The organism is Pseudomaricurvus sp. HS19, assembly GCF_009857815.1.
Classification (GTDB): Bacteria; Pseudomonadota; Gammaproteobacteria; order Pseudomonadales; family Cellvibrionaceae; genus Pseudomaricurvus.
This window is the reverse complement of the sequence record NZ_WVVW01000006.1, coordinates 21,977-36,189: the sequence shown is the minus strand read 5'-3', so window position 1 is coordinate 36,189 and position 14,213 is coordinate 21,977. Positions and strand designations below refer to the sequence as shown.

Genomic DNA, 14,213 nt, shown 5'->3' with positions numbered 1-14,213 from the left:
CGCGACAGAGACTCAACCGCCGCGACAGAAAAATCCGGACTGATGGCGGCCGCGAGCTGCTATCCACACGCCACCATCCACACGCCACGGATCAACCCGCCGCACCACACACTCCAGCCCCGGCGGAGTCTGATAGACTGGGCGGGAGCGCACTTAAGGAAGAAGGCATTGATGATCTCCCCTCCCAAGCTGACCCGCTGCCTGTCCATGACACTGCTCCTGCTGCTCTGCCTGCTGAGCGGCTGCGACCGCGACAACACCGACAGCACCCCGGCCAACGACGCCCCCCGGCTGGATACCGGCGACCTGGACGCCATTATCAAGCGCGGCACCCTGCGCATACTGGCGCCGCGCTTTGACGGCGCCGACGCCCTGCCCCGCGACGACATTCCCGTGGAAGCCTACCAGCGTATGGCGGAAGCCTTTGCCGAAGAGCTGCAGGTGAATGTACAGTGGATTTTTATCGATGAGTTCAACGAGCTCATTCCGCGCCTGCAGCGCGGCGAGGGCGACCTGATTGTCACCAATCTCACCAACACACCGGAGCGCCGTAACCAGGTGGCGTTCAGTCGCCCCATCAATATGGTGGACGAAGTGGTTATCACCCCCAGGGAGGTAAGCGTTGCCGACCCACCGGCCCTCAGCCAGCTGACCCTGGCACTGGCCGCCGGCACCGCCTATTTTGAAACCCTGGCGCGACTGGGCGAGAAGACCCAACTGACCTTCCCGGTGGAAACCCTGGACTCGGCCGTCAGTGACAACGACCTGCTGGTGGGCATCAGCGAAGGCCGCTACCAGGCCACGGTCATGGACAGTAATATCGCCAACACCCTGCTGCTGGACTACCCGCAACTGCACCAGGCCATGACCCTGCGCAAGCATCGCGCCATCAGCTGGGCGGTGCGTAAGGACAATACCCTGCTGCTGACACGGCTCAACCAGTTTCTGGTGTCCCATCACCTGCAAGCCGCCGGCAACGAGGAGCAACACCGCGACTGGGAAGGAATTCTCAAGCACGGTCGCCTGCGGATGCTGACCCTCAACAACGCCGCCAGCTACTTTATGTGGCGCGGGGAATTGATGGGGTTCGACTACGACCTGCTGCAGAAATTTGCCAAACAGCACAAGCTGCACCTCACCATCATTATGAAGAACAACATCGGTGAATTGATCGATGCCCTCAAGCGCGGCGAGGGCGATGTCATTGCCGCCTCCCTGACGCAGTCACAGCAACGGGAGGATATGGGCCTGCGCTTCTCCCGCCCCTACCTCAAGGTGAGTGAGCAGCTGATTGCCCGCAGCGACGCCGGGCCCATCGAGTCCCTGGCGCAACTGGGCCAGCAACCCATCGGCGTTAACCCCGAGACCGTGTTTTACCCGCGCCTGCAGGCGCTGCGACAGGAATACCCGAACCTGAACCTGCAACTCCACCCGGGGACAGCGACAGAAACCCTGATCGAGCAACTGGCGCAAGGTGAGTTTTATGCCACAGTGGCGGACAGCCACCTGTTTGCCATTGAGCAGACCCATCGCAGTGACCTGGTGGCACTGCTGGAGCTGAACGGGGAGTCCCCCATCGCCTGGGCCCTGCGCGACGACCAGCCGCAGCTGCTGCAACAGCTCAACCAGTTCATCAAAAAGGAGTACCGCGGCCTTTTCTACAACGTGACCTACGAAAAATATTTCAAAAACAGCCGCAAAATTGAGTCTCACCTGGCACAGCGGCTGGTTCCCGGTGAACCACTCTCACCCTACGATGACATCGTCAGGCCGATGGCCAAGCAGTACGGTATGGACTGGCGCATGGTGGTGGCGCAGATGTACCAGGAGAGCAAGTTCAATCCCAAAGCGCGCTCCTTTGCCGGCGCCCGCGGCCTGATGCAGGTGATGCCGCGCACCGCCCGGGAGCTGGGTTTCAGCAATTTGCAGGAGCCGCAAAACGGCATCGCGGCCGGCCTTGCCTACATGCACTGGCTGGAGCAGCGTTTCCCCGGTGATATCGACATGCAGGAGCGCCTGCTGTTTACCCTGGCCGCCTATAACGCCGGCGCCGGCCATGTGCAGGACGCCCGCCGCCTCGCTGCGCAACAGGGACTGGATCCCAACCGCTGGTACGACAATGTGGAGCGGGCCATGCTGTTGCTCTCCAGGGCGGAACACTACAAGAAGGCGCGCTTTGGCTATGTTCGCGGTCGCGAGCCGGTCAACTACGTGAAGAACATCCACGACCGCTACCTCAATTACCTGCAACTGCAGTAAAGCGACCGCCGGGGCAACAACCCGGCGCGAGACCCGGCCCCGGCCAGGGGTGATGCCAGAGACCGGATTTGCACGCCAACCCGCCGCGCACAGTTCACATTCTGTCCGCCAGCCAGTGGCCGCAGCTGTCATTACTCATGCTTTTGCGGTAGGCTGCTGCCGCCTGTTAATTGAACAATTCCGGACGTTCTATCGGCTATCAAGGACTGAATCGCCATGCCCCATGCCACAAGGATCGCTGCTTACCCATGAAAATCAGCATCCGCGCCAAACTCTTCCTGAGCCACTTTCTCGCCATCCTGCTGGTCTCCGGCAGTATTGGCACCTACTTCTATCACAGTGCCCTGTCGGACCTCACCGGGAGCCTGCAGTCGCGGCTGAAATACAGCGCCGCGCTGCTGAGCCACTACTTTAACCCCACCGAGCTGGACACCCTGATCTCCGCCGGGGACATGGAGCAGCCCGCGTACCAGCGCAACATTGCCACCATCCGCACCCTCGCCGAGGCCAATCCCGACATCGCCTTTGTTTATGTGATGCGCATGGATCAGGGCAGCGTGCGCTTTGTGCTGGATTCCGACAGCAGTGACGACCAGGCCGCCCCCGGCGAGATCTACGCCGAGCACATTCCCGAACTGCTGGCGGGCTTCGACCAGGTGAGTGTGGACCAGAGCATTACCAGCGATCGCTGGGGCAGCTTTATGTCGGGCTACGCCCCCATCACCGGCGGCACCACGCCCTACCTGGTGGGTATCGATATGCGCGCCCGCGACGTGGAGCAAAAGCTGGATGTACTGCGCCAGAAAGGCATGATGTCGCTGATCCTGGCAGTGCTGCTGGCCTTCGCCAGCTCGCAGCTGCTGTCCCAGCACCTGTTGCGCCGCATCAAGTCGCTGCACGATCGCTGCATGGAGCAAACGCCGCTGCGGGATCAGGCCGCCAGCCATCGCGGCGATGAACTGGACGGCCTGTGTAGCGCCTTTGAATTTATGACCGATTCCATGCAGGCCACCCAGGACGAGCTGGAGCGGCAGGTGAAGAGTCGCACCCGGGAGCTGGAAGGTACCAACGCACGGCTGCTGCGGGAGATTGAAGAGCGCAAGCATATGGAGGAGATCATCCGTGAAAATGCGCGCACCGATTATCTCACCGGCCTGCTCAACCGCCGCGAAGTGACCCGCCTGCTGGATCACGCCGTAGCCCACGGCGAGGATTTCACCATGGTGCTGGTGGACATTGACCGCTTCAAGGAGTTTAACGACTCCCTCGGTCACGACGCCGGCGACCAGCTGCTGAAAGATTTTGCACTGGCCCTGCAGCAGAACAGCCGCAGCCAATGCACCATTGCCCGCTGGGGCGGCGAGGAGTTCCTGATCCTGATGCCGGACAGCGATCGCGAACGCGGCTGGAACGAGGCCGAGCGCCTGCGCAGCGCCATTGCCGATACCCACTTCTACACCGGCGAGGACAACCTCAGCATCAGTGCCAGCTTCGGCGTCGCTACCCACCTGCCACAACACAAGTGGGAAAACACCTTCAAGCGCGCCGACATTGCCCTCTACGAGGCCAAACAGCAGGGCCGCAACCGCACGGTTATGGCCCCATCAGAAGCTGACGCATAAGCGCAACCGGAGCCCTGCGGCCTAGCGCACCCACACTTCCACGCGGCGGTTTTTCACCTTGCCCGCCGCTGTGGCCGCCGCCACCGGCATAAAGGCACCGAAGCCCGCCACCGGCTGGGTGGTTATGCCTGCCTTGAGCAGTTCCGAACGTACCGCCAAAGCCCGCAACTTGGACAGCACCTTGCCCCGCGAACCCGCCTGGTTAGGATCACCAAAACCGACCAGCTGCAGCTCCGGTGCTGCTGGCTGGGCCTGCATGTAGTCCACCAGACGCTGGATATCCCGCAGCGCCTTGTTATCCAGCTCCGCACTGCCTTCGGCAAAACGGAAGTTCACCGACAATCGGCTGGCCCCTTCGGTCAACTGCAGGTAGTCCTGCGGCCCTTCGCGATCGCTGTCCGCCGGCGTCGCCATCAGCGCCTGGGAGATAAACCCGGTACGCTCCACCTGGACCTGGCCGGCGTTGGTATGCACATAGTGGACAAAATCACGGATCACATCGTTCTGGCGCTGCGGCGGGGTATAGAGGAACAGGCGCCGGGAGAGCACATAATCTTCGGTGGCCACACTCAGCTTTTGCGGCAGCAGCGGCCGGGTACCTTCCTCATTGATCTTCAGGGCGCGCGACTCCCGCACCGATGCCAGCCCCACAAAACCGATACCGCCCTTGTCCGCTGCCACCAGGTCTGACAACTGGTCATTGGATTCAAAGCGGCGCGCTTTCGGACTGAGCTGGTACTGTTTGCCCAGTACCAGGCTCTTGAAGGTGTCCCAGGTACCGGAGCGATCATCACGGGCGTAGATGTTGACGGCCAGGTCGGGCCCGCCCAGCTGCTTCCAGTTGCGGATCTCGCCGGAGAAGAGCTTCGCCACACTGCTAACGTCCAGTGCCTGCAGCGGGTTGCTGTCGTTAACGATCACCGCCAGACCGTCGATGGCAATCACCTGCTCGGCATCAAAGCCCAGCATGTTGCCGTAGTGGGCCAGCGCCTCCACCTCGCCGCCTTTAATATTGCGCGATGACATGGCCACTTCCACCGCGCCATCCAGCAGCGCCGCAAAGCCGGTACTGGAGCCGTGGGCCGCCACATCCACATAGCGCACCACGCCATCGGCGGAACCCTGCACCCGGTATTCGTTTTCGTGCGCCAACGGCAGCACCTGGATGTTCGTCAGACCTTTTGCGGCAAAATAATCACTCAACAGATTTTTCATGAGGCTGGCGCCCACGGTATTGGAGCCCGCCACACTGAACAACCGACCCTGCTGATCAGCGGTAAAGGGTTGCTGCCCGGCCTGTGCCAGTGTGGGCATCAGCAGGCAACAGAGGATCACCGGCCACAACCGGCGAAGGGAATTCAGGGGATTTGCGTACAACACAGACACGGCCTCGCAAGTTCAGGAGGCGTGGAGAATAAGACAGTTTTGTGACGTTAATATGTCAATTCATGCGACAACAGCGAAGATCTGTTGCCGGCGACCGGTACACGCCCACCAGCGGTCGGTGGACGTGTACGGCAGAGGCAGGACTTACTTGTTCTTGGCGCGCTTGCGCTCGTTTTCAGTCAGCAGCTTTTTGCGCAGACGGATGCTCTGGGGAGTAACTTCCACCAGCTCGTCGTCTTCGATGAACTCCAGCGCCTGCTCCAGGGTGTGCTTAATCGGCGGCACCAGGGTCAGGGCCTCATCCGTACCCGAGGCGCGCACGTTGGTGAGCTGCTTACCCTTGGTCGGGTTGACCACCAGATCGTTGGAGCGCGAGTGAATACCGATGATCTGGCCCTCGTACACCTCAACCGCATGCCCCAGGAACAGGCGACCGCGGTCCTGCAGGTTATACAGGCCGTACGCCAGCGTCTTGCCTTTTACCATGCTCACCAGCACGCCATTCTGGCGGCTCACCACTTCGCCCGGCTTGACCGGACCGTAGTGGTCAAAAATGCTGGTCATGATGCCGGAACCGGAGGTCAGGGTCAGGAACTGACCGCGGAATCCGATCAGACCGCGGGAAGGTGCCAGGAACTGCAAACGGACACGCCCCTTGCCATCGACTTCCATATTGGTGAGTTCGGCCTTGCGCAGACCCATCTCTTCCATGATCGGGCCCTGGTGCTGCTCCTCAATGTCGATCACCACCTGCTCAAATGGCTCGTGGATTTCACCATCAACCACTTTCTGCACCACTTCCGGACGCGAGATGCTCATCTCGAAGCCTTCGCGACGCATGGTTTCAATCAACACGGACAAGTGCAGCTCACCGCGACCGGAGACAATGAACTTGTCGGCAGTATCGCCCTGCTTCACGCGCAGCGCCACGTTGTGGATCAGCTCCTGCTCGAGACGCTCCTTGATGTTACGGGAGGTCACGAACTTGCCTTCCAGACCGGCAAACGGCGAGTCGTTCACCATGAAGGTCATGCTCACGGTAGGCTCATCCACAGTCAGCGGCGGCAGGGCTTCCACATTGTCCGGGTCACACAGGGTGTCGGAGATGCTGAGGCCATCAATACCATTGATACAGACGATGTCACCGGCGGTGGCCAGGTCGGTATCGACGCGATCCAGGCCCATGTAACCTTTAACGTTCAGCACCTTGCCCTTGCGCTGGTCACCGTTGGCGGACTTCACCACCACCTGCTGGCCAGGCTTGAGCTTGCCGCGGGTAATGCGGCCAACACCGATAACGCCCACGTAGCTGTCGTAGTCCAGGGCCGATACCTGCATCTGGAAAGGCCCTTCCGGGTCAACTTCCGGCGCCGGTACGCGGTCGACGATCATCTGGTACAGCGGGGTCATGTCTTCCGCCATGTTGTCGGGGTCATCACCGGCAATACCGTTGAGGGCGGAGGCGTAGATCACCGGGAAGTCCAGCTGCTCTTCGGTGGCACCCAGGTTGTCGAACAGGTCAAACACCTGGTCCATCACCCAGTCAGGACGGGCACCGGGGCGGTCGATCTTGTTGATCACCACGATGGGCTTGAGGCCTTTCTCAAACGCCTTGGAGGTCACAAAACGGGTCTGTGGCATGGGGCCATCCTGCGCATCCACCAGCAGCAGCACGGAATCCACCATGGAGAGTACACGCTCCACTTCGCCACCGAAGTCGGCGTGGCCGGGGGTGTCGACGATGTTGATGCGGTAGTCGTTCCAGCGGATGGCGGTGTTCTTGGCCAGGATGGTAATGCCGCGCTCCTTCTCCTGGTCGTTGGAGTCCATGATGCGCTCGGCACCCTGATCCTTGCGGTCCAGGGTTCCGGACTGGCTGAGAAGCTTGTCTACCAGGGTAGTTTTACCATGGTCAACGTGGGCAATGATCGCGATATTCCTTAACTTATTGATATTTAAGGAGTTTTCTGAACTAGACATCTATAAAGTCTCTGAAATATGTACACAATTCTGTACACATTTTGAACGGTACCCCTCGGATTATGGCCAAGGTGCGTGAAATCAAAGGCGCGCATTCTAGCACAACCTTATTTACTGAATGAGACAAAAATTAAACAATTTGCACGCGAGACGGGAGAACAGGAGCCCTCCAAAGTATTTCGTTGAGGATGAAATACCTGACACAAATGTGCCCAGTGCCCATTTGGTTAATTAAGGATGGGAAGTACTTTTGGATTTACAGTGGCGAACCACCTGGTCCCTCATTTCCTTTGACAGTAGCAGAAGACGGCCCCTAGGTACGGGGATCTCCCCTTGGGACGAAGCAGCAACCTGCTCTGGAAGGTACCTTCGATTGCCTACATTTCTGGTCTGCCGCTCGATAAATTCTTGTGTCACATCTGGCAACGTAACCAACATATCGAGCATTTTTCTCTGCCACTTTATCGCTTCTTTGTTTTTCATTGGCCAACTATTTAAGTCAACCAACTTGTATCCACAGGACGCAAAAACCTCAATTACAAATGTGGCACAAGTTAAGCCAACCGCGGAGAAGCTCGAATTAAATTTACCAGTCTCCGGATCGAAATATGAACCTGAGCAATCAAACCCATATCCGATATCTGTCGGATCATTAGCGTCTGCGACATTTTGGACGTGAGCGCAGATTATCTCTCGATCATAGTCCGAGAAATATTCACCCAAATCCAACCAAAGGTAACTGTCTGACGGGTTTTGTCTCGCCCTAAAATCTCTATTCCAGGCAAGATGCATTAGCTTTGGCTCTTCATGAAACTTATAGAGTATTGCCAAATGCGTTTGCCGTGGATTTTCTGGATCCGACTTTAGCGCCAAGCCTACTACATTCACATTTTCGAATGGTTCTGCCGGAGATGTTTTCAGCTGCATCTTAGAACTACTTAATCCAACCCTCTCAGCAACTTAGCAGGATCTTCGCCTTTTTCTTTGAGAAGAGCCCTTACCCGCTCTAAACAAGCAGACCAATTTCCAAGTTTTGATTTTGCTGGGTATGTAGTTCTGACAAGCGTCAAAAGCGACAAAACACTAAACTTACCCAAGGGCGCAGACAGCAAAATATCATCGACGTCTTTATACGCCTTTTTAGAGAACAAACCTTTGACACCCGAAACTAATGGATAAATATCAGCAGCTTTGGTAGCTCTAGCCGCATCCAAGTAAAATTTTTCTAACCAAGCGTGCCTATTATCTGCCCTAGCAACTCTACCAGGCACAAAGTCTAAAAGAAGGGAACCTGTACTGGTTCTTTTATGCATACTGTCGTGCGCATCAGCCCAATCATAGGTCAACACAACAACGCCAGCCGCAACAGTTTCGGCTTCTAATAAACTCTCGGCCTTTATTACAAGCCAATCTCTTGTTTCAGAAACTGGTAACTCGACCTGTTTTTGAACGGCATGAACAGGAACGACACGCTCGAGTCTACGATCAAACTTCTGCGGGCTGTAGGGATCGGTGAACAACGTCTGAAATGCACCATCTGAACATGTTTCTCGCGCTGTCATGGAACTTGTCCAAAAATCCGTTGACTGCACCATACTCAACCGCTCCCTCGTAAAAGAAATCGCCATCAATTAAAAAACACTGCTCTTGAGTCGCATTATTCTTAACTAAACCATGAATCATGGTCAGCATACCTTCAGACTCGCCGAGCTTAATATTTAATGTGGTTTGAGCTCCAACCACATTGTTTGCGATGACATTTCCATCTTCATATATGCTCGAAATATAAGGATTTAACAATTCACTCCAGGGCCTATCTTCCAACCCCAAATCTGTTCTCTGAATAACATCTTTGTAACGAAGTCCAATTCTTTCTACCGCCCCCATTGAAAGCACGGAGAAAAAACCTTTATCAAGAAAAGTAGAAAGGCTTGAGCTAAAGATTTCCCAATTCTTATATTGAGAAGTAACAATTGCAACCGAGCCTTGCAGAAGTACAACCTTTGTATGGCCATCCAACGTGCTGAACTCGTAAGTAGGCTCTTCAGTTGAAACAACCTGATTATTGGGAGCCTGAATTTCTACAACAACTTTTTTCGCAATATTGAACTGTGGAAAATCACTACTAATTAAGGAGTGAATTTTTAACGCCTGATCAGCCCGAATAGGGTCACCGGTGGGTTTGAAATTGATCTGGCAAGTCACCTCAACCAGAGGGTTTTTACCGTAAATTACACGCTCGCACTTTGGAAAAGGCATAGTGATCAAAAGGCTACAATAATTGGAGAGAAATGCTCTTAATTGTATATAAATTACATACGATTCAACAGCTGTGCAATTTTCATTAAATCCGCCCCTCTAATGGTTAATCCAAAGCCTTAACAAACAAATGCGTTCTGAATAGAGGGCTGGCATGTGTACATAAAATCAAACTGCATTGAAAACCCGATTTTATGTACATGGATATGTACACATTTCGCCTGATTCAGGATGAGATACACCGAAACAGCTTAAGACACCAAAACAATAAAAATTGATTATATTTCAATCAGTTATCATTGCATAATGAGACACTCTGATACCCCCAAAAACACAGCCGATCACCCACGTGGGCAATAATTGCGATATTACGGAGTTTTTCAATCACAAGGGGTATCTCTACAGCAGGCCGGACTCGGGGTGAGGGTAATGGCCAAGGGGAAAAAAGGTGCGGCATTATACCCGCGATACAGTGACGAATAAATGAGCAACCGGGAAATTTGTCACCACCACCCACACTGGCGGGCACCGGATCACCCCCCGGGCAGCACCCGCTCACTGAGATAGGCGAGCACATCATCGGCCGGCAGTGCCGGCGCAAACAGGTAGCCCTGGGCCTCGGTGCAGCCATTGTTGAGCAGGGTCACCATCTGATCGGCGTTTTCCACACCCTCGGCAATGGTCTCCAGCCGCAGCTTGTGGCACAGCTCCAGCACCGAAATCACAATCTCCTGGGAGCCCCCCTCCTGGTTGAGGCGGCTGACGAAGCTGCGGTCAATCTTCACCGCATCTATGGGCAGGTTGCGCAGGAAGGTAAGGGAGGAGTAGCCGGTGCCAAAATCATCCAGGCTCACCTTCACCCCGGCGGCACGCAGGGTTTGCAGGTGCTCGTGCACCAGCGCCTCATCGGTGAGCACACTGGTCTCTGTCAACTCCACCTCCAGCCGCGCCGGCGACACCCCGAACTGCTCCGCCAGCGAGATAAACTGGCCGGCAAAGTTATCTTCCACAATCTGGCGCGGTGAAATGTTGATCGCCACCCGCAACCCGGGGGGCAGGATGTCGTCCCACTGGGCCATCTGGTGCATGGCCTCGGCGATCACCCAGTTGCCCAGGTCGTGAATCAGTTGCGAGGCCTCGGTCAGGGGTACGAACTCCGCCGGGGAAACCACTCCCCGGTCCGGTGTTATCCAGCGCATCAGGGCTTCGAAGCCGGTTACTTCCATGGTGCGCAGGTTGAGCTTGGGCTGGTAATAGAGCTCAAACTCGTTGCGCTGCAGTCCAATCGCCACTGCCTGCTCCATCTCCAGCCGCCGGCGCACCTCGGCATTGATGGACTCGGTAAACAGGTAGTATTTGTTCTTGCCCTGGGCCTTGGCCTGGTACATGGCCATATCGGCGTGGCGCAGCAGAGTCTCGGCATCAGCGCCGTCATCGGGAAACAGGGCAATGCCGACGCTGGCGCCGACACTGACCTGGCTGCCGGCGATCATCAGCGGCACACTGATATCGGTAATCAGCCGCTCCGCCACCATGGCGGCATCACGGGGGCCCTTAATAGCGGGCAGCACAGCGTTAAACTCATCGCCGCCGCGGCGACTGAGCAGGTGCGCTTCAGCCTCTTCAGAAAGATTACCGCCCAACAGGTCGCCCTTGCGCAGCGCCTGCTTGAGGCGCTGCGACACCTGCACCAGCAGCTCGTCGCCGGCATCGTGCCCGAGGCGATCATTCACCTTTTTGAAATCATCCAGATCCACAAACAGTACCGCCAGCTTCTGCCCGCTGCGCCCCATCACCTCCAGCAGGCGGGTCAGGGATTCTTTCAGTGACGAGCGGTTGGGCAGGTCGGTGAGCTGGTCATAGTAAGCCAGGCGCGCTGCGTGCTGGTCGGCCCCCTGCAGCCGCATCCCCATTTCTCCCACGGCCAGCGCCAACTTCCCCACCCCGCCCGTGTCATCGAGCTGCAACTGTGCCGAACGACTGCCCCGCAATACCTCCCGGCAGTAGCTCAGCAGCCGGTCCAGCAGCCACTGCAGGCGATGGTAGATGAGGAAAAGCAGCAGCGCACCGAACAACGCCAGAATAACCGCCGCCAGCACCAGCAGCTGCTGTACGGCGCTCATCACCTGTTGCCGCAGCAGCGCCTTGTCGGTCAATACCCCCAGCCACAAGCCTGCAGCCAGGGGCTGCAGGGACAAGTCATACTGGTGACCATCCACCTCCAGGCCCACGCCGCCTGTAGCGGAAGCACCACCCGGCAAGGCATCGGCCGGCAATACCGCGAACAACGGCTCACCCGAGCTGGTCAGCAGCGCACCATCCTGACCGGCAATAAACATCTGGTAGCTGGGCGCATCCTGACTGCGAAGCAGGGACTGAAGACGGGAAAAATCGGTATCCACCACCACATGGGAGGCAGCCGCGGGCATACCGGAATGAGGCACCGGGACAAGAAAGCGCAACAGGGGATGCTCACCGGCCAACAGGATCGGACCCGCATCCACCTGGTGGCCCTCGATGGAGCCGGTCAGCGCCCGTCGATCAAGAGCCCGGGACACGGGAAAATGCAGCCAGGGACGATCACCGGCAGCAACCCAAACCACGCTCATGACTTCGGGATGCACGCCCTGAAAGTCCGCCAGGGCAGCCAGTACCCGCGCATCCGCCTGTCGCGAATCCGCAAGGCGCCCGGCCACAGCGCCGGCCAGTTCCCGCACCTCAAGCTGCAGACGCGACAATTCCGCGACCACCCCGGCCTGCACCGCCGCAACCGCCCGCTGCTGGTACTCCACCTGCTGCGCACCGCCTTTGAGCAGCAGCAGCCGGTAACTCCCGACACCGAACAACAGCAGGCTGGCCAGCAACAACGCGCCGAACGCAGCCACCATCCTGGACCTGATACCCATGTACATCCCTATTCGATTACGGGAGAACTCAACGCCCTCCCAAAATCCGGCTACCGCCTTGCAACACCCTCACCCTGAGAGCGGCAACTGCCCCGAATCTGTCAGCCGGGACGATAGACCGCAACATTGCCATAACCTGCTTCACTCAGGTTGGCAGCGTGCAGCTGACTCATGACCCCTTTTTCACAGTAGAGCAGGTACTCCACCCCGGCGTCGAGCCCGGCAAAGGCTGAACTGAGGCGGTAAAAGGGAATTTTGAGAACCGTGGCACCGTCTGCCTGCAATGGACGCAGCTCCTCCTCGTCCGGGTGACGCACATCGATCACCACCTGCCCGGGCTGCAGCTGCGACACCAGCCGCACCTCATCCGCCTGCTGCAGGTCACGCACCACGTCATCGATGGGCAGGGTGCGACGGCTGTCGATAGCCGCCTGCAACACCGCCATGTCAAAGTTTAGCTCCTCGGCCGCCACCCGCTCCTCCTTCGCCCGGGTGGTGGGCTTGCGGGAGATCACGCCACAGTATTCGGGCATGGCCGCAGCAAACTCTTCGGTACCGATCTGGCGGGAGATATTAATAATATCGCCCTTGTCCATGGTAATCAGGGGACGCAGCACCAGCGTATTGGTGACACTGTCGATCACGGTCAGGTTGGTCAGGGTCTGGCTGGAAACCTGGGCCACGGCCTCACCGGTCACAAGGGCCGGAATCTCCATCTGTTTGGCGATATCGGTAGCGGCGCGCAACATCATGCGCTTGAGCACCACCCCCATCTGGGAGTTATCCACCTTCTGCAGGATCTCCTCCACCACCCCCTCAAAGGGTACGGCGACAAACATGACACGGTGGGAGGCACCGAACTTCTTCCACAGATAGTAGGCCACCTCTTTCACACCCACCTCGTGGGCGCGACCGCCCAGATTAAAGAAGCAGAAGTGGGTACGAATACCGCGCTTGATGGTCAGGTAGCTGGCCACGGTGGAATCGAAACCGCCGGAAATCAGCGACAGCACCGGCTCCTGGGTACCCAACGGGAACCCACCCAGGCCCGGCGTTTGCGACTCGATCACATGCACACTGTCGTTCTTGATCTCCAGTTTGACGGTAATATCCGGATCCACCAGGCGCACACCCGCCGCCTCGGTGAATTGGTTGAGACCACCACCCACATAGCGCTCCACCTCAATGGAGGTGAAATCGTGCTGCCCCTGGCGCTTTACCCGCACACAGAAGGTTTTGCCGGCCAGCGCCTCACCCCAGACAGAGCGGGTCTGCTGGAAAATATCCTCCAGACTGCCCAGGGGAAAGGTCTGCACCCTGGCGAAATGGGCAATCCCGGGGGTATGGGCCAGAATAGCGCTGATCTGCGCTGCCACAGCGTCGTCCTCACCCTCCGCCAGCACATCAATTTTGTCCCAGTCGCGCCGTACATCTACTGCAAACGGCAGCGACCGGCACAGCTCGCGCAGGTTCTCCCGCAACTGGCGGACAAAGCGCTTGCGCACCGGCGGTGACTTGATGGTGATTTCCGGGAAGAATTTAACAATAAAGTGCATAACGGGGGCCCAGCGGGGTCGGACGGAAAAAAGGCGGCGATTATAAAACAACCAACCCCGCGAGACACCCTCCCTGGCAGCAGTATTCGAAAATCCACCGCTGCACCGCAATCGCCTCAGGGGCTGCACCAAAATGGAAACCCCTCGAATTATTGAGCACCTCCATGGTGCACACAGATAAAAGGTCTGGTTATAATTTGACCGCACCCCCAGTAAAATCAAGGGCTGCAGCATAGTCGTCAGGG

9 protein-coding genes are annotated in these 14,213 nt (G+C 57.5%); 2 read left to right on the top strand and 7 right to left on the bottom strand.

Features of this window, described 5'->3' with window-relative positions:
* Positions 1-171 precede the first annotated feature (171 nt).
* Positions 172-2,259, top strand: a complete 2,088-nt coding sequence (mltF, locus tag GSF27_RS12180; protein WP_160969422.1) for a membrane-bound lytic murein transglycosylase MltF — start codon at positions 172-174, stop codon at positions 2,257-2,259.
* A 248-nt stretch (positions 2,260-2,507) separates the two neighbouring features.
* On the top strand, positions 2,508-3,881 hold the full coding sequence (locus tag GSF27_RS12175; RefSeq protein WP_160969420.1) for a GGDEF domain-containing protein: 1,374 nt from the start codon (positions 2,508-2,510) through the stop codon (positions 3,879-3,881).
* Positions 3,882-3,902: 21 nt separating this feature from the next.
* Here GSF27_RS12175 and GSF27_RS12170 read toward each other — a convergent pair whose 3' ends face one another.
* The 7 genes from GSF27_RS12170 to thiI all read right to left on the bottom strand — a co-directional run bounded on the left by GSF27_RS12170 (position 3,903) and on the right by thiI (position 13,968).
* Positions 3,903-5,195, bottom strand: a complete 1,293-nt coding sequence (locus GSF27_RS12170; protein ID WP_160969418.1) for a substrate-binding domain-containing protein — start codon at positions 5,193-5,195, stop codon at positions 3,903-3,905.
* 216 nt (positions 5,196-5,411) lie between these two features.
* Positions 5,412-7,247 (bottom strand): translational GTPase TypA, encoded by a 1,836-nt coding sequence (gene typA / locus GSF27_RS12165; protein WP_160969416.1) that lies wholly within the window; start codon positions 7,245-7,247, stop codon positions 5,412-5,414.
* Between the two features lie 231 nt (positions 7,248-7,478).
* Positions 7,479-8,174, bottom strand: coding sequence for a hypothetical protein (locus GSF27_RS12160; RefSeq protein ID WP_160969414.1), 696 nt, complete (start codon positions 8,172-8,174; stop codon positions 7,479-7,481).
* An 11-nt stretch (positions 8,175-8,185) separates the two neighbouring features.
* Positions 8,186-8,767: a hypothetical protein gene (locus GSF27_RS12155; RefSeq protein WP_160969412.1), complete on the bottom strand. Its 582-nt coding sequence runs from the start codon at positions 8,765-8,767 to the stop codon at positions 8,186-8,188.
* Positions 8,733-9,506: a TIGR04255 family protein gene (locus GSF27_RS12150; RefSeq protein WP_237457539.1), complete on the bottom strand. Its 774-nt coding sequence runs from the start codon at positions 9,504-9,506 to the stop codon at positions 8,733-8,735. Before GSF27_RS12150 ends, GSF27_RS12155 begins: the two co-directional genes overlap by 35 nt.
* A 533-nt stretch (positions 9,507-10,039) precedes the next feature.
* Entirely contained in the window at positions 10,040-12,412 is a 2,373-nt protein-coding gene (locus GSF27_RS12145) for a bifunctional diguanylate cyclase/phosphodiesterase (RefSeq protein ID WP_160969408.1), read from the bottom strand.
* Between the two features lie 101 nt (positions 12,413-12,513).
* Positions 12,514-13,968, bottom strand: a complete 1,455-nt coding sequence (gene thiI, locus GSF27_RS12140; RefSeq protein WP_160969406.1) for a tRNA uracil 4-sulfurtransferase ThiI — start codon at positions 13,966-13,968, stop codon at positions 12,514-12,516.
* Between the last annotated feature and the right edge of the window lie 245 nt (positions 13,969-14,213).

Coding starts and splice junctions, on each gene's coding strand:
- GSF27_RS12175 (WP_160969420.1), top strand. CDS start 2,508: ATGAAAATCAGCATCCGCGCCAAACTCTTCCTGAGCCACTTTCTCGCC.
- GSF27_RS12160 (WP_160969414.1), bottom strand. CDS start 8,174: ATGCAGCTGAAAACATCTCCGGCAGAACCATTCGAAAATGTGAATGTA.
- mltF (WP_160969422.1), top strand. CDS start 172: ATGATCTCCCCTCCCAAGCTGACCCGCTGCCTGTCCATGACACTGCTC.
- GSF27_RS12145 (WP_160969408.1), bottom strand. CDS start 12,412: ATGGGTATCAGGTCCAGGATGGTGGCTGCGTTCGGCGCGTTGTTGCTG.
- thiI (WP_160969406.1), bottom strand. CDS start 13,968: ATGCACTTTATTGTTAAATTCTTCCCGGAAATCACCATCAAGTCACCG.
- GSF27_RS12170 (WP_160969418.1), bottom strand. CDS start 5,195: ATGCCCACACTGGCACAGGCCGGGCAGCAACCCTTTACCGCTGATCAG.
- GSF27_RS12150 (WP_237457539.1), bottom strand. CDS start 9,506: ATGCCTTTTCCAAAGTGCGAGCGTGTAATTTACGGTAAAAACCCTCTG.
- typA (WP_160969416.1), bottom strand. CDS start 7,247: ATGTCTAGTTCAGAAAACTCCTTAAATATCAATAAGTTAAGGAATATC.